Source organism: Marinobacter xiaoshiensis (genome assembly GCF_031631795.1).
Taxonomy (GTDB): domain Bacteria; phylum Pseudomonadota; class Gammaproteobacteria; order Pseudomonadales; family Oleiphilaceae; genus Marinobacter; species Marinobacter xiaoshiensis.
The window spans coordinates 642,179-657,573 of sequence record NZ_JAVMBO010000017.1 but is presented as its reverse complement, the minus strand read 5'-3'; the positions used below and the strand labels follow the sequence as shown (position 1 = coordinate 657,573).

Annotated in this window: 13 protein-coding genes; 5 read left to right on the top strand and 8 right to left on the bottom strand. The window is 54.7% G+C overall.

From position 1 onward, the window contains the following. Position 1: 1 nt before the first annotated feature. Entirely contained in the window at positions 2–997 is a 996-nt protein-coding gene (gene ubiU / locus RKA07_RS14870) for a ubiquinone anaerobic biosynthesis protein UbiU (RefSeq protein WP_200202842.1), read from the bottom strand. A 292-nt stretch (positions 998–1,289) separates the two neighbouring features. On the opposite strand from ubiU, the gene RKA07_RS14865 reads away from it, so the two are divergent. Further along, positions 1,290–3,317 (top strand): methyl-accepting chemotaxis protein, encoded by a 2,028-nt coding sequence (locus RKA07_RS14865; protein WP_227714524.1) that lies wholly within the window; start codon positions 1,290–1,292, stop codon positions 3,315–3,317. A gap of 57 nt (positions 3,318–3,374) precedes the next feature. Here the strand turns inward: RKA07_RS14865 and RKA07_RS14860 are convergent, their stop codons facing one another. The 3 genes from RKA07_RS14860 to hemN form a co-directional block, all read right to left on the bottom strand. Further along, a complete protein-coding gene (locus RKA07_RS14860) occupies positions 3,375–3,506 on the bottom strand; it encodes a putative transporter small subunit (RefSeq protein WP_227714523.1) in 132 nt (43 codons plus the stop codon). Next, positions 3,503–5,188 (bottom strand): sodium:solute symporter family protein, encoded by a 1,686-nt coding sequence (locus RKA07_RS14855; protein WP_200368871.1) that lies wholly within the window; start codon positions 5,186–5,188, stop codon positions 3,503–3,505. The genes RKA07_RS14860 and RKA07_RS14855 overlap by 4 nt, the downstream gene beginning before the upstream one ends. Positions 5,189–5,643: 455 nt before the next feature. Beyond that, complete coding sequence (gene hemN, locus RKA07_RS14850) at positions 5,644–7,062, bottom strand: oxygen-independent coproporphyrinogen III oxidase (protein ID WP_200368870.1); 1,419 nt, start codon at positions 7,060–7,062, stop codon at positions 5,644–5,646. A 243-nt stretch (positions 7,063–7,305) separates the two neighbouring features. On the opposite strand from hemN, the gene RKA07_RS14845 reads away from it, so the two are divergent. Next, on the top strand, positions 7,306–8,838 hold the full coding sequence (locus tag RKA07_RS14845; protein ID WP_200368869.1) for a cryptochrome/photolyase family protein: 1,533 nt from the start codon (positions 7,306–7,308) through the stop codon (positions 8,836–8,838). Between the two features lie 9 nt (positions 8,839–8,847). On the opposite strand, the gene RKA07_RS14840 is transcribed toward RKA07_RS14845, so the two are convergent. After that, positions 8,848–10,536 (bottom strand): HAD family hydrolase, encoded by a 1,689-nt coding sequence (locus RKA07_RS14840; protein ID WP_310966670.1) that lies wholly within the window; start codon positions 10,534–10,536, stop codon positions 8,848–8,850. A gap of 157 nt (positions 10,537–10,693) precedes the next feature. Here RKA07_RS14840 and RKA07_RS14835 point away from each other — a divergent pair, with 157 nt between their 5' ends. After that, positions 10,694–11,605 carry a cation diffusion facilitator family transporter gene (locus tag RKA07_RS14835; protein ID WP_310966669.1) on the top strand — a complete coding sequence of 304 codons (912 nt, stop codon included), beginning with the start codon at positions 10,694–10,696 and terminating at the stop codon, positions 11,603–11,605. 32 nt (positions 11,606–11,637) lie between these two features. On the opposite strand, the gene RKA07_RS14830 is transcribed toward RKA07_RS14835, so the two are convergent. Together RKA07_RS14830 and RKA07_RS14825 are read right to left on the bottom strand one after the other, a co-directional pair. Beyond that, the gene (locus RKA07_RS14830) at positions 11,638–12,096 is read right to left on the bottom strand and encodes a universal stress protein (RefSeq protein WP_200368866.1); all 459 of its coding nucleotides are present in this window, start codon (positions 12,094–12,096) and stop codon (positions 11,638–11,640) included. Continuing rightward, on the bottom strand, positions 12,086–13,687 hold the full coding sequence (locus tag RKA07_RS14825) for a BCCT family transporter (protein ID WP_310966668.1): 1,602 nt from the start codon (positions 13,685–13,687) through the stop codon (positions 12,086–12,088). Before RKA07_RS14825 ends, RKA07_RS14830 begins: the two co-directional genes overlap by 11 nt. 111 nt (positions 13,688–13,798) lie before the next feature. Here RKA07_RS14825 and cadR point away from each other — a divergent pair, with 111 nt between their 5' ends. Together cadR and RKA07_RS14815 are read left to right on the top strand one after the other, a co-directional pair. Next, entirely contained in the window at positions 13,799–14,266 is a 468-nt protein-coding gene (gene cadR / locus RKA07_RS14820) for a Cd(II)/Pb(II)-responsive transcriptional regulator (protein ID WP_200368864.1), read from the top strand. A gap of 86 nt (positions 14,267–14,352) precedes the next feature. Then, the gene (locus RKA07_RS14815) at positions 14,353–15,000 is read left to right on the top strand and encodes a cation efflux transmembrane domain-containing protein (RefSeq protein WP_200368863.1); all 648 of its coding nucleotides are present in this window, start codon (positions 14,353–14,355) and stop codon (positions 14,998–15,000) included. Here RKA07_RS14815 and RKA07_RS14810 read toward each other — a convergent pair. Next, positions 14,968–15,387, bottom strand: a complete 420-nt coding sequence (locus RKA07_RS14810) for a DUF6174 domain-containing protein (protein WP_200368862.1) — start codon at positions 15,385–15,387, stop codon at positions 14,968–14,970. The two genes, RKA07_RS14815 and RKA07_RS14810, sit on opposite strands and share 33 nt — an antisense overlap. Positions 15,388–15,395: the final 8 nt, after the last annotated feature.

The following is a 15,395-nucleotide window of genomic DNA, read 5'->3' as shown; positions in this document are numbered from 1 at the left end:
CTTATTTCCATTTGCGGTGGTAGGCGCCGATGGTGGTCAAGCCACCTTCCGACAAACCCGCCAAGGTGCTATTCCAGGCGGGGTCCACATGGAAGTCCCCATTGCCCGAGCCCAGCCTGTCCAGCGCTTGCCGCCAGGTGCTGGCAACATCTGCGATGTAAGAGGGGCTACGTTGGCGCCCTTCAATTTTAACCGCACTGATTCCCAGCTCTTGCAGCTCTGGCAGCAAATCCAGTGTGTTCAGGCTAACCGGCTCCTCAATAGCATGGTAAACGCTGCCCTCCACCTCAAAACGACCTTTGCACAATGTTGGGTAGCCCGCAGATTCGCCTTTGCCATAGCGATCAATCAGCACGTCGTTAAGACGGGATTCCAGACCGTTCGGGGTTTCCTGCCAGCGCACAGCCTTGGCCGGTGAGCAGGCACCACGGGTATTAGGGGATTCGTCGGTAAGGTAGGAGGACAGGTAGCACCGCCCCTCTGCCATGATGCACAAGCTGCCAAAGGCAAACACTTCCAGCTCTACCGGGCTGTGTTTTGCGACACCGCGTACCTGATCTATAGACAGCACGCGAGGCAACACGGCGCGGCGGATATCAAAATTGTCCTTATAGAAGCGCAGGGCCTCGTAACTGGTGGCCGAGCCCTGCACCGAAAGGTGCCGGTGTACCTGCGGGTGTTTGTTGGCGGCATACTCCAACAGCCCCATATCGGCCAGGATAATCGCATCCACGCCCAAGGCGGCAGCACGGTCAACGGCAAACTTCCAGGTTTCCCAGCCGTCCGGCTGCGGGTAGGTGTTGATGGCACAGAACACTCTCGCGCCTTTGCTGTGGGCGTACTCAATCCCCTCACCTGCACGCTTGTCGTTAAAGTTGAGTCCTGCAAACTGGCGGGCATTGGTGCTGTCTTTGAACCCGAGATACACCGCATCGGCGCCGTTATCCACCGCTGCTTTCAATGCCGGCAAGCTACCGGCCGGACAAACAAGTTCCATGGACACTCCCCCTGTAAAGTTTGCAAAGACCATACGCGGGAGGGACTTCCGGGGCATTGACCTTTATCAGCAGAATCAAAGATACCCGGAACGACCACTGCGCCTACTCACCAAGAGGTACTCCACGCACCATTACGTATTGCCGGATATTCCTTCGTGATATCTGGCACTTAACATTAAAAAACATAGAGTTACCTGCATATACCTACCCCCAAAATACCTCGTATCGCCAATGGTGAGAGCGACTACACTTGATCACAATAGGCGCCATTCACACACAAGGGTGATCCCGATGAAAAACATCATCAACAACTTGTCCATGCGAGGTAAGCTCACCACGCTAGTAGTGCCTGCCTTACTGGTAATCATCTATTTTGCGATCGACAGCATCGCACTGAATGCCGGGCAACTGAGCGATATGCGTCAACTACGCTCCCTGGTCCAGCTCGCGGATATCGGCGACCCTTTGATTGAATCGCTTCAGAAAGAACGTGGGCGCTCTGCCGTTGTGCTTTCGGCCGGCTCAGACAGCGATGCCGCCAAGCGCGCTTTGCAGGAACTGACAAGCCAGCGCAGAGAAACAGACGAGCGCAGAGCTGGCTACAACTCAGGGCTTGCGACCCTCCAGCAGGAAGTCAGCTTTGAGGCTGAACTCACCAGCAGTATTCAGGATGTAGCACAGGGGCTGACTGGCCTTGCGAGCCTTCGCAATCAGGTCGACAGGGGCTCCCTGAGCGGGCTCGAAGCCGGCCAGCAGTACACTCAACTGATTAATGGGTTGATTAGCAGGATCCCACTGATTATTTCCCGCTCAACTGACCCGGCGCTCACCCGCGACATCAATGCATACTATGCTTTGGCCGAAGCTGCGGAAGCAGCAGGTAAAGAGCGGGCAACTGGTGCAGCACTCATAAGTAGCGGCGACTTTGACCTTCCTTCCATTCAGAGAATTGCGGGGTTTGAGGGCCATCAGGAAGCTTTTGTGCGGGAAGCAGGCGCTATGCTTATATCCGAGCCCGAGCTGCTGACGGCATTAAACAACCTTCCATCTTCCGAAGAGAGCCGCAACCTGCAAGAGAAACGGGACACGCTGTTCAGTAGCCCCTCGGGCATGTATGCCCTGGATTCTGCAGAGTGGTTCGATATCACAACTGACCGACTGGGCAACCTCAACGAATTCCGCAAGACCCTGCTGGAGCGAACCTTTTCTGCAGCAGAGGCTGCTGCAGCAAATGCCCGAAATCAGCTGGTTGTGGAATCAGCTATCGCAGCGGCCGCAATTATTATCGTTTTTGCTCTGATATTGCTGATGGTCAGTGTGATTAACCGGCAGGTCAACAGCCTCCTCGAAGGTGTTCGGTTTGCCATGGACAACAAGGACCTGACTCAGAAAATACACATTTCGAGCAAAGATGAAGTGGGCAACATCGGGAGGGCAATTAACGAACTTTTCAGCAGATTTGGCAGCGCTCTTCAGCATATCGACAAGGCCAGTGTGCAGCTTGCAACAGCCACCGAGGAAACCAGCTCAACCGCTAATCAGAATGCCATGCAAACCAAGACTCAACAGGAGCAGATTGAGCAGGTTGCCGCCGCCACTGAAGAAATGTCTGCCACCTCTGAGCAAATCTCCCAGAATACCCAGCAAGTAGCAGATGCCGCCACCAACGTCATGGATCAAAGCCGAACCGGGGAAGAAGTGCTAAAAGGCAGTGTAAGCCGCATTCGTTCGCTGGCCAGCTCTGTTAATGATGTAAACGATGTTATAGAAGAGCTGGAGAACAGGAGCAGCAGCATTGTGGAGGTTGTGGATGTTATCCGAAAGGTCGCAGATCAGACTAACTTACTGGCCTTGAATGCCGCCATTGAGGCTGCCCGAGCAGGCGAGCACGGGCGGGGATTTGCTGTAGTGGCAGATGAGGTTCGAACACTGGCTCGCCAAACTCACGATTCTACTACACAGATTGAAGACATTGTGAACGGTTTCAGGGTGATCACCGAAAATGCCAGCAGATCTATTACTACCAGTCATAAACTGGCCCATGAAACCAGCGAGCAATCTTCGGAGCTGGAACGTGCATTTGCCGCCATTCTCAGCGATGTTAACAACATATCCGGTATGGCCACACAAATAGCCGCTGCATCAGAAGAGCAGGTTGCCGTTACCCGCGAGCTGGCAGGTAGCATGGAAGCCGTCAGCGAGGTAGCCATACTCACACTTACCGGCTCCCAGGAAATATCCCATGTTACCGGCGAACAGGCTCGACTGGCCCGGCAACTTCAGGATCTGGCCAATGAGTTCAAGGTTTCAGTGGCCTGAGGGGGTAAAGGCCAGATAAACAAAAGCGGGAGCCCTCAAGCTCCCGCGATTCTCAGGTCAAACCACATTACGATCAGACTTGCGGGCATGCACGGCATCTTTGATAACCGCACTGCAAATCACGGCCAGTACTCCCAGGGTCAGTGCCGGCCAAACCAGAATATAAGTTCCATAGACGAGTTCACTCATGAACGTGCTCCTTGTGGGATCATTGTGGATTCATTTTCTTCTTCAGCAGCAGGCGCGTCATAGCTGCCAACGCGCTGCTTGATCAGGTCAAAATCAAATCTCTCTTTATTACGTAATGTCATTGCGGTGCATACGATGGCGCTGGCACCGTAGGCTGTCAGGGACGCCGTAAGAACCATGTAATCCCGCAGAAAGCCTGTTGCATAGATCAGCAAGATCACGCCGGAGACAGCCCCGACAACCAGGCCCACCACGCGGCCAAAGAAGCCAAACGCCATCAGCCCGAACACAACCGCGCCGCCAACCGAGGCCAATATTTCAAAGAAGAGTACCGTCGCACCGGTCATTTCCAGCAGCTGAAAGCGGGCGATGCAGAACAGGGCCATGGCGACAACAACCGACCATGTAAATGCCGCGTTGGTTACCCTGTCCCAGTAGCAGCTGATAATGACCGGGAATACGATGGCACCCCAAAGCGCACCAACGAACACCAGCATCACCAGAATATCCAGTGAAAAGCTGGCAAAAATCAAACCGGCCACGGTTGCCACAATCATGGTGGAGCGACCAATCAGCAGCATTGTTTTAGGATTGGGATTGTCCCCGGCGATGTTTTTGCCATAAATATCGGCCATCACAATGGTCGACAAGGCAGACAAATCCGAATCGGCGGTGGACGACAAGGCTCCAATCACCAACACAAAGAACAGTCCAACGAATACCGGCGGCAAGTAGGTGGACACCATCTGCGGAATCAGGTTGTTCATGTTGCCGTTTACCGGCTCCACTCCGACCGTTAATGCCATCAACCCAATCATGCCAAGGCCGATAACGATGGCTCCGTAGCCAAGTGTTGCGGTAACAAAGGTGCGCTTGATGTGCTTTTCCCGCACCGCAAACAAGCGCTGGGAGATGGTCTGGTTACCAATGGCATAGGCAAGCACCGCCACAAAGAAAGGCGCGCCCTGATTCATAATCGCATCGACAGAAAAGAAGTCAGCCTGCTGATTCGTCAGGTTCTTCATGCCATCGACCATTGCGGATGGCCCGCCAACAGCAAACAGTACGGCGGGAATGATCACCACGGTAATAGCCATCAACGCGACAAGCTGTGCAAAGTCTGTAAACACGGAGGCCCGGAAGCCTGATGTGAGTGTGTAGCTGAGCACGCCAACCCCGGCAACCACCACGCCCGTCTGGAACGACAGAGGCGAAAGCACTGATACCAAAGCGCCCGCAGCGGTGAAGTTCACCATCAGGCTGATAATACTGCCCAGAATGTTGGAGCCGGCCAGGATCAATTGGCTGGACGATCCATGGCGGGCATGAATGAGCTCACCAAGAGTATGGCCATTAGGCGCCAGCTTGCGGAAACGCCGGCCAAACGGGTAGATGAACAGAATCATCAACGCGCCCCAAAAGCCGTAATGTATCGGCCCGGACACACCATAGGTGTAGCCCGAGGTTGCCGCCGCATAGAAGGATGCTGCCCATATCCATGTTGCAGTCATACTGGCAGCGCCCATGCCAAAACCTACGTTATGGCCCGCAACCATAAAGCCGGAAGTATCTTCTTCTTTTTTGCGAATCAGCAGGGTGAGCAGATAGGTGCCGCCATAAAAGCTGACCAGCAAAATCATGATTGTCAGTATTGAGAACTGAACAAAGCCACTTTCGTTCAAACCAAAACCTCTTTACTACCGCAGTGCCAGCTGAACAGTGTGCGAACACACGCATTCGATTACTTGGGGCACAAGCATTCAGAAAGACCGCAAAGCGCGGAAAATGGAAATTACGAGAACACCATGGGGTGTCAGCGAACAGCGGCGATGCTAATTCGCCAAGGCATGAGGGTCGCTAAAGAAAGCGGAAGTGAATATAGAGCTTTGAAATTTGTTTAGTCGTCATTGCAATTACAGCCTCTTCTGCCCTGAATTGATCTGGCGGCGGCTGTTTTTAGACCAGAAAGGAGGGTCACAAAAGAATTACTACAAGCGCAAAGCCTTTAATCCAGAGCGTTTCATCTGAAAGGAAGCACTAGAAGTTACTCGATATACAGGAAAGAGTCCAGTGTTTAGAGGTCATAACAATTTCACCGGGGCGCAGAACGGCCCCGGGGTGGTGCAAATCAAAAAAATCAGATGATGCGGGAAAACCGCTGGCTCGCGCCCTCTTTGCGGTACAGATCAAAAATCTGGCAGATGGCGCGAATCAACAGACGGCCGGCAGGCTCTACCTGCAAAATCTGACCATTATCGCCAATGAGCTCATCGACAATCATCGGCCTCAGGCGGGCAAGTTCATCCGCAAAATAACTGTCAAAATCCTCCTGCCACTCAGCAGCAAACTGTTGGCGATCCAGGCGGAACTGGCAAATCAGTTGCCCAATCACCCAACGCCGCAAACGATCGTCACGGCTCAGGTTCACGCCCTTGGTGATCGCCAGTTGGCCAGCATCGATAGACGCTTCCCAGGCAGGCAGATCGTGGTTGTTCTGGAAGTAGGCATCGTCTGTCTGACCGATGGCCGACACCCCCAGAGAAACCAGATCGCAGTCCGAGTGGGTGGTGTAACCCTGGAAGTTCCTGTGCAACCGGCCGGCACGCTGAGCCACCGCCAGGCTGTCGTCCGGCTTGGCAAAGTGATCCATGCCGATGTATTCGTAACCAGCCTCAAGCAGGCGGTTGATGGTATTGTGCAATATAGTCAGCTTTTGCTGGGGCGTTGGCAGCGTATCGCCCTTGATTCGGGTTTGCGGATAAAAACGATCTGGCAGGTGCGCGTAACTGAACACAGACAGCCTGTCTGGCGACATTTCGAGCACCGCTTCCAGGGTTTCTGAAAAGCTTTCCGGAGTCTGGTGAGGCAAACCGTAGATCAGATCCAGGTTAATGGAACCGAAGCCAAGGCGCCGGGCTTCCTTCAACACCGCCTCGGTCATTTCCCGGGGCTGTATGCGATTAACCGCCTTCTGAACCTCCGGATTGACATCCTGAACCCCGAGACTGATTCGGTTAAAGCCAAGCTCCCAAAGGGTTGGCAGGGTGTCCTGATCCACCTCACGCGGGTCAATTTCCACACTGTAATCGTGCTCGGCACCGCTTTGCAGATTGAATAGCTCTGCGTACCCACCCATCAGTTCCTGCATCACATCCCTGGGTAAAAATGTGGGTGTTCCACCACCCCAGTGCAGCTGCTTTACCGGGCGATCCGCACCAAACAGCTTCGACTGCATCGCCGCTTCTTTAAGAACACGCTCAACATAGGGCATGGCCTTGTCACGCTTCTTGGTAATCACCTTGTTGCAGGCGCAGTAGTAACAAAGGTGCGCACAAAATGGCAGGTGCGTGTACAGCGACAGCGGTCGGTTGCTGGCCTTGCTGCGAGCGGCCGCTTCTATCATCTGCTCAACCGGGTAATTCTGATCAAACTCCACAGCCGTCGGATACGATGTATAGCGCGGACCACTGAGATCGTAACGCTTGATCAGCGCATCATCCCACATGAATTCCGGAAGGGTGGATTCAGCAGTTTTCGGTGCGGGTCTGGAAGTCATAATAAAAGCTCTGAGCCTGTGATGTGTGGTGCCAGCCGGAGAGCGACGCATTCTAGGCGAGGCAGGCTGAGCGCATCTTGATGCGAGTCATTTCGACGACTATTGGTCGACCGTAGACTGGATTTTAACAGCTTGGAACCTGAACCACCCTTGTGCCTAGTGCGTATTCTGGCTACCTACTATGGGTTAACAGTCCCAGCGACTTTCAGGGAAAACAAGCCAAAAACCGGAGCGCATAACCTCATGGCCAACCTCATTCTGATTCTTGGTGATCAGCTGGCAAACGATATCAGCGCCCTTGAAGGGGCTGATCCGAACTGCGACACCCTTGTGATGGCAGAGGTTCACGAAGAGGCCAGTTACACCAATCACCACAAGAAGAAACTGGTTCTGCTGTTCAGTGCCATGCGCCATTTCGCAAAGCGGCTGGAGCAAGACGGCTGGCAGATTCATTACCAGCACTATCATCCGGACAACCAACATCAAAGCCTTGAAGGTGTTGTGTCTTCCCTGCTTGAAGATTTGCGCCCGGACAAGATAATCACAACCGAATGCGGCGAATGGCGCTTGCATGAGCAGATCAGCCAGTGGCAGGAGCGCCTCGGCGTGCCGGTGGAGATCCGCGCCGACACACGTTTTATTGCCAGCAAACACGAGTTCGCAGACTGGGCCGAAGGTCGCAAACAGTTACGCATGGAGTTCTTTTACCGGGAAATGCGCCGCAAGACCGGGCTGTTGATGAATCCAGACGGCAAACCGGAAGGCGGCAACTGGAACTTCGATGCCGACAACCGGCGCAAATGGACCGGCAAACCACCCGCGCCCGCGCCCTTCAGAATAGAGCCGGATGCCATAACCCGGGAGGTAATTGATCTGGTGGAGCAGCACTTCCCCGACCACTTTGGAGTCACCGAGGGTTTTCACTTTGCGGTCACGCCAGAGGATGCGCAGGAAGCCCTGAATTACTTTATCGAGTTCGCCCTGCCCTGCTTTGGCGATTACCAGGATGCCATGTCTGACACCGAGGACTGGTTATTCCACTCGATTCTCTCGCCCTACATCAACTGCGGTCTGCTCGATCCTCTTGCTGTATGCGAAGCCGCCGCAAGAGCCTGGTACGCCGGGCAAGCACCAATCAATGCAGTAGAGGGCTTTATCCGCCAGATTCTTGGCTGGCGCGAGTTCGTTCGGGGAATCTATTGGCTGCACATGCCCGGCTACGCGCAGGAAAACCGCCTTGGTAACACCCGCGCCCTGCCCTGGTTTTACTGGACCGGCGAGACAAAAATGCGCTGCATGCACAAGGCCATAGATGCAACCCGGCGCAACGCCTACGCCCATCACATCCAGAGACTGATGGTGACCGGCAACTTCGCACTGCTGGCAGGCATAACGCCGGATGAAATCTGCGACTGGTACCTGGCCGTCTATGCGGATGCGTATGACTGGGTAGAGTTGCCCAACGTACTGGGCATGGTGATGCATGCCGACGGTGGCTACCTTGGCTCAAAACCCTACGCCGCCAGCGGCAAGTACATTCAACGCATGTCTGACCACTGTGCCAATTGCCACTACAAGGTCAGTAAAAGCACCGAGCCCGACGCCTGCCCATTCAATTCCCTGTATTGGCATTTCATCGATCGGCACCGGGCGGATTTCGAGGGTAATCCGCGTATGGGCATGATGTACCGCAATTGGGATAAACAGAAACCGGAAAAGCGAGAAGCCCTGCTCAAACGGGCCGATTACCTGCTAAAGCACATTGAAGAGCTTTAAGCCGAGGCATCAAGGCGGCCCAACTTCGCACGCCAAAACCAGCGCCCAGAACTCCGAGAAATCATTTACCACCACATCCGGCTTGTCCGGGTGCTTGTGGGTACCCGGGAATATGCGGTTCAGCCAAGGCAAATCCCACTGGGCGCCGTTGAAAAATACGGAAGTCATGCCCGCACGTTTGGCGGCAATCACATCGGTGGTGCTGTCACCCACGTACCAGACGCTGGGGTCGGGCGGGTAATCCAGCTTTTGCACCGCCAGCAAGAGCTGATCCGGGTGGGGTTTGCGCAGGGGCGTGTCATCGCCGCAAGCGTCCACATCAAACAGCTCCACCCAGCCGGTATCCTCAACAGCCGCCAGTTCGTGCTCGAAAAACTCCCGGTCCCGATTGGTAATCACGCCCACCTGAATGTTCAGGCGGCGCAAACCTTCCAGCACTGCCCGCACTTTAGCCTCAAAGGCTTTTACGGTGCCGTAGTGATTGCGGTAATGGTGATTGAACGCCTTGTGAGCGATCTGCTTTGCTTCCTGATCGTCACCGAAGAGCACTTCAAAAATATCCGTACGGGAGATCTTGCGGTCGGCCTTTACCTTGGGGTGAAGTTTGGCAAACTCGCGCACATAGGCCACCAATCGCGCATCTTCTGGTGTTTTACTGTCTTCAGGGGCGACCATGCGCTCCATCAACCCGAGCTTGTGAAAATCCGGGAACATGTCATCCACTGCGTGGTACATGGCATCGAGGGTGTCCACTAGGGTGGCATGCCAATCAAAAAGGATCACTTCGGGCCGTATAAGCTTGACCACTGCGGGGTGCCAGTCTGGCTCTATGCGGGGTTCCGGGCGCTCCGGTGGCGGGAAGGGAGCCGGCCGCACTTCTGCTGGCAGTTGCAGGAATTGCTCAGGTTCATCCCGCTCAATCAGCGCCAGCAGATCCATCAATTCTTCAAAACTGTCCAGAACCGCCACGGGCTCGTCCCGGCGGGTAAACCAGCTTCGAATACGGTTCGCCTCCCATTGGGCACCGTTATAAAAAACGCCGGAAATCCCGGCACGGTGTGCAGTCAGCATATCCACGTAGCTATCGCCCACATACCAGGCACGCCCGTTTGCCGGGAGGTTCATTTTTTCCAGTATAGAGTGAATCACCTGGGGGTCAGGTTTGTATTCCGTAACATCGTCAGCACACACTGCCACCTCAAACAGATCCTGCCAACGCCCCTCGTCAACGGTTTTCAGCTCCTTATCGAAAAACTCCCGGTTTCTGTTGGTGGCCACGGCCAAACGGATGCCCATGGCTTTCAGCGCTGACAAGTATTCGTAAGCACCCGGCTGAAACGGCCGAACCTGCCCGAAATAGCGCCGATAGGCCTGATTGTAGGCCTGATGGGCTATCAGTTTGGCCGCTGTATTGTCGCCAAAAATCGCATTGAAAATATCCGTTCTCGATACGCGCCGCTCAGCCAGAATACGCGGGTGCAAACGCCGGAATATGCGAATGTATCGCACCAATCTGGCATCGTCATCGGTGCGGCACTCTTCTTCCGGTAACAGCTGATCCACCAGTCCAAGCTCTTCCAACTGCGGCAGCATGTCTTCCATAGCGCTGAACATGGCATCGTGGGTGTCTACCAGAGTCCCATGCCAGTCAAAGATCAGTACCGAGGGTGCTGCCACATGTTCACTCAAGCGATCCATAAACAATCCTTTGGCTATTCAGAATCCTGTGATTGCCGCCGATCAGTTAACGCCATATTGACCAAATATACAAAAGCCGTTCCAATGTGGCTTGACCCTGTATTAGCTACAGGGTTTTTACTGACACAAATCCACTTCATTGGTTCAGAGCCCGCTTATGCACAATCATAGCCATAGTCACGGTCACAGCCATGCAGACCACTTTGACACCCACAACCGGGCGTTTGCCATAGCGGTCGTTCTCAACCTCGGGTTCGTGATCATTGAAGCCGTTTACGGTGTGCTGTCGGGCTCTCTGGCTCTGCTCGCCGATGCCGGACACAACCTGAGTGACGTTCTGGGGCTGGTTATGGCCTGGGTTGCCAGCTGGCTGGCCAGCCGTAAAGCCACAGATCGTAATACTTACGGTCTCAAGAAAACCACCATTCTGGCCGCGCTATTCAACGCCCTGTTTCTGATCGCCGCCGTTGGTGGCATCGCCTGGGAAGCCATTCGCCGGTTCAACGAGCCCGCCGAAGTGGCAGGCCTGACCATCATTATTGTGGCCAGCATCGGCGTGCTGATTAACGGCGTGACCATGTTGCTGTTTCTCAAGGGCCAGGAAGGCGACCTGAACATTCGGGGTGCATTCCTGCACATGGCAGCGGATACGCTAGTGTCGGTAGGCGTAGTGATTGCCGGGGTAGTTATTCTGTTCACCGATGTGCTCTGGATTGATCCCGTTGTCAGCCTGGTTATTGCTGCTGTGATTTTTATCGGCACCTGGCGGTTACTGAAAGACTCCCTGAGCCTTGCCGTAGACGCCGTACCCAAGAGTATCAATCCGGCTGAGGTACTTGAGAAGCTGCAGGCTCTGCCCGGCGTGGAATCAGCCCATCACCTGCATATCTGGGCACTCAGCACCACCGAAAACGCGTTGACCGTGCACCTGATAAAGCCGGATTCCGCAGATGACGATCAGGTGATCGAACAGGCCACTCACATGCTGAATCACGACTTCAATATCCAGCATGTGACCATTCAATGGGAGCGCGCGGTTACCGGCTGCCCGAACGCTTCGGGGTGTTAAGCCACCAAAAACCGGATAAGACCTGAACCGGCTCAGGTCTTATCTTCGGCCTCTTCCGGCGCTTTTATCAGAGACGGAAGGATAAGTACCGCGCAGCATGCGTTAACCGCAACATATTCAACCGTAGCCCGGCGCATCGGCCAGCGGCTACTGGCGCCTTTGGACACCAGAACAATCAGGTCAGCACCAATATTTGCCGCCAGCGCCAACAATTTCTCACCCGGCGTACCGGCCACAACGTGCAGGCTGGCGCTGTGCTTCATGGGCAAGTACTTGCGTGCCAAGAGGCTGAGACTCTCCCTCACCTCGTTTTCCCGATCTTCCGGAGCATCTGTGGTTACATGGGGAAAAAAGCCAGCACCACCCGGGTTGAATATGGTTGCCAGGTGCAGCTCACTGTCTTCACCCATCAACCTGACGCCCTCTTCCAGAGCCCGCTTGCCTTCGCCATCGTCTTCATAGTCAATGGCCAACAGTATTTTACGGTACATTCTGACCCTCCTCTTTTCGCACAGCAGTGCCTTCCACTTCCGGGAAAACACGCCCCTGCACAAGTTCACTCACGGAATATCCGCGATGATCGGCTCTCAAAGCCCGGAATAGCGACACAGCCATAAAAATAAGCAACACACAGAACGGCAGCCCCAACGAGGTAATTACATTCTGCAGCGCATCCAGGCCGCCGGCCAACAGCAGGGTTGCGGCAATCACACCTTGGGCTGCGGCCCAGAAAATCCTTTGGCGCACCAAAGAGGGCTGATCCTCTCTACGCGTGAGCATGTCAATCACCAGAGACGCCGAATCTGATGAGGTGGTGAAGAAAATAACGATAATGATGATACTCAATAACGAGGCAAGTTCCGCCAGTGGAAAAGCTTCGAGGAAGGCGAATATGGCCACAGATGGGTCTTGTTGTACCTGCTCGTACAATCCCACCTCACCGCTCATTTCTACGTTTATGGCAGAGAGGCCAAACACCCCGAACCACACCAGGGTAAAAATGGTTGGTGCGAAGAGTACGCCGGCCACAAACTCGCGAATGGTTCTGCCCCGGGAAATCCGGGCAATAAAAATGCCCACATAAGGTGCCCAGGTAATCGTCCAGGCCCAATAAAACAGAGTCCACTGCCGCTGCCAGTCGGATTCGGCGTAGGTTTGCGTCCAGAACGCGAGCCAGGGTAAGGCATCAAAGTAGTCACCAATGCTCTGAACCATACCCTCCGCAATGAATACCGTAGGCCCCACCACCGGCACAAACAAAACAAGCAGCAAAGCCAACACAATGTTGATCTGGGATAAACGGCGCACCCCCTTGTCCAGACCCAGCGCCACAGAGGTGGCGGCGATGCTGGTAATCACTGTAATCAGCAGCACCTGAACCCATCCTGTGGAAGGTGTGCCAAACAGGTAGGACAAACCGCTGTTGAGCTGCAAGGTGCCAAGCCCAAGAGACGTCGCCACACCAAACAAGGTACCCAGCACCGCAATCACATCCACCGTCCAACCCAGGGGCCCGTATATCCGGTCGCCCAACAATGGGTAGAACAAGCTGCTGATACGCATGGGCAGGTTGTGCCGGTAGGCAAAGTACGCAATCGCCAGGCCGGGCATGGCGAATATGGTCCAGGTGTGCAGGCCGAAGTGATACAGAGCTATGGTCATGGCGTCGCTGGCTGCGCGCTCACTGCCAGCAATCACTCCCTCGAACGGCGGTTTGGCGAAGTGGGAAACCGGCTCGGCCACGCCCCAGAACATCAGAATGGTGCCTATGCCTGCAGCAAACAGCATGGTGAACCAGGTGAGGTTGGAGTAGTCCGGCCGGGAATCATCAGCGCCCAGGCGAATAGAACCATAGCGGCTAACCGCCAGCCCGAGCAGAAACAGTAAAAGCGAGGTAACCGAGAGTATGTAGAACCAGCCAAGGTTTTGCGCAACCCAGCCAGTCAGGGTTCCGAAGGTGTTCGCAACGGCCTGGTCAAACGGTATGGCAAGCGCAACAAACAATGCAGCCACCCCTGCGGACGTAAAAAACACGCCAGGTATTGTCTGCAATCCAAGCAAGCGTTGCAGCCGCTCCAGCAAGGTAAGCCTCCCTGTGAAAGTTCACAAATGATAGGGTTGTCTTTTACCATAACGATTACAGAGCCACCCCGTCACGCACCACGTCAATAATAATCAGGAAGTGCCAAAACAATGAAGATCGGTGAGATATCCAAACACTCATCTGTTGCCGTGGAAACCATCCGGTACTACGAAAAAATCGGTCTGCTGCCGAAACCGGAGCGGGACCCCAGCGGCTACCGTGCTTATCGTACCGCACATCTGGACCGCCTCCTGTTCATAAAGCGCTGCCGCAATCTTGATATGGCCCAGGACGAGATTCGTGAACTGATCCGGCTTTCTGAAAACCCCGAGGCAGATTGCCAACAAGTGGATTCGCTTCTGGCCAGCCACCTCAGCCATGTTCGGGAGCGTTTGAAGGAACTGTCTAACCTTGAGAAAACCTTGCAGCAACTTCAAAAAGCCTGCTCGGATGCCGGCACTGTTCAGGAGTGCGGAATTATGGGAGGGCTCAGTAGCACCGAACTGGACGTGCCGCGCAAAGAGCGGGCCGACCATGAGAACCATGTGCCCGGAACCCACAGGCCCGGCAAAACCTGAGATTCCGTAAAAGCTGCCGCAAGGGGGTTGACCCTGTAGTAACTACAGGGCTTTCAATACAAGCCTGCCTATCAATGGAGGTGTTTATGGCATGCAGCTGCTCCGGACCAGAACTGAAATCCCCAGCCCCCGGCTTTCGTCGGGCACTCTGGATTGCTCTGTGGGTGAATCTCGCCATGTTTTTCGTGGAAGGTGTTGCCAGCCTGCAATCGGGTTCTGTGTCATTGATGGCAGACGCCATCGACTTCTTTGGCGATAGCGCCAACTATATTCTTTCGCTTTCTGTTCTTTCCATGGGCATGCTCTGGCGGGGTCGCGCGGCTTTGGTCAAGGGCATTACCATGGCCTTGTTCGGCACGGTTGTCTGGGTACGCGCGCTTTGGGTGGTGCAACAAGGAACCATCCCCGAACCCTTTACCATGGGGTCTATTGGCCTGCTGGCTTTGGTCGCCAACCTCTGCGTTGCATTAATACTTTTCAAATTCCGGGATGGTGATTCTGATATGCGCTCGGTATGGCTATGCAGCAGAAACGATGCCATCAGCAACCTGGCTGTTATGGCCGCCGCGCTGGGTGTGTTTGGCACCGCCAGCGCCTGGCCGGATCTTGTTGTGGCCGCCATTATGGGTACTTTGGCGATAACCGCCGGGGTTAGCGTAACGCGCCATGCCCGGCAAGACATTGCTGATTCGAAACAAGCTTCAGCGGGGCGCGCTAGCCTGGAAGTCCGATAGTTCGTACTGGTACTCGTCATCGGCAATCATTTCGTGCCCGTCGTAATCGATGCGCAGTGGAAAACCGTAACGGGCGTCGTAATCTACGTTCAGCTTGTGAACGCCCCGCTGCTCCGACCGTTCGATGAATTCGAATAGTCCGGCGATAGTCAGCCGGCTGGCATCAAACTGGCTCTGATCCCGGATAGGCTGCTCAAGACCTTTTAAATCAACCATCTCGCCGTCGACAACGGTGACGCGGATGGGCTGAAGCAGATCCACCGGGCAGAAGCAGGTTTTCTGAATCGTAACCTGATAATCAGCGATGCCTTTGTCGCTCCAAAGCGCCTGAGCCTGATCAAGGGTTTCTGGTCCGTTTGTTGTATTTCCGGCAGGGGCGTCGGGCACAGTTGTGC

Excerpts from the sequence above, each read along its gene's own strand:
- ubiU (WP_200202842.1), bottom strand. The coding sequence starts at position 997 with ATGGAACTTGTTTGTCCGGCCGGTAGCTTGCCGGCATTGAAAGCAGCG.
- RKA07_RS14865 (WP_227714524.1), top strand. The coding sequence starts at position 1,290 with ATGAAAAACATCATCAACAACTTGTCCATGCGAGGTAAGCTCACCACG.
- RKA07_RS14860 (WP_227714523.1), bottom strand. The coding sequence starts at position 3,506 with ATGAGTGAACTCGTCTATGGAACTTATATTCTGGTTTGGCCGGCACTG.
- hemN (WP_200368870.1), bottom strand. The coding sequence starts at position 7,062 with ATGACTTCCAGACCCGCACCGAAAACTGCTGAATCCACCCTTCCGGAA.
- RKA07_RS14845 (WP_200368869.1), top strand. The coding sequence starts at position 7,306 with ATGGCCAACCTCATTCTGATTCTTGGTGATCAGCTGGCAAACGATATC.
- RKA07_RS14840 (WP_310966670.1), bottom strand. The coding sequence starts at position 10,536 with ATGGATCGCTTGAGTGAACATGTGGCAGCACCCTCGGTACTGATCTTT.
- RKA07_RS14835 (WP_310966669.1), top strand. The coding sequence starts at position 10,694 with ATGCACAATCATAGCCATAGTCACGGTCACAGCCATGCAGACCACTTT.
- RKA07_RS14830 (WP_200368866.1), bottom strand. The coding sequence starts at position 12,096 with ATGTACCGTAAAATACTGTTGGCCATTGACTATGAAGACGATGGCGAA.
- cadR (WP_200368864.1), top strand. The coding sequence starts at position 13,799 with ATGAAGATCGGTGAGATATCCAAACACTCATCTGTTGCCGTGGAAACC.
- RKA07_RS14815 (WP_200368863.1), top strand. The coding sequence starts at position 14,353 with ATGGCATGCAGCTGCTCCGGACCAGAACTGAAATCCCCAGCCCCCGGC.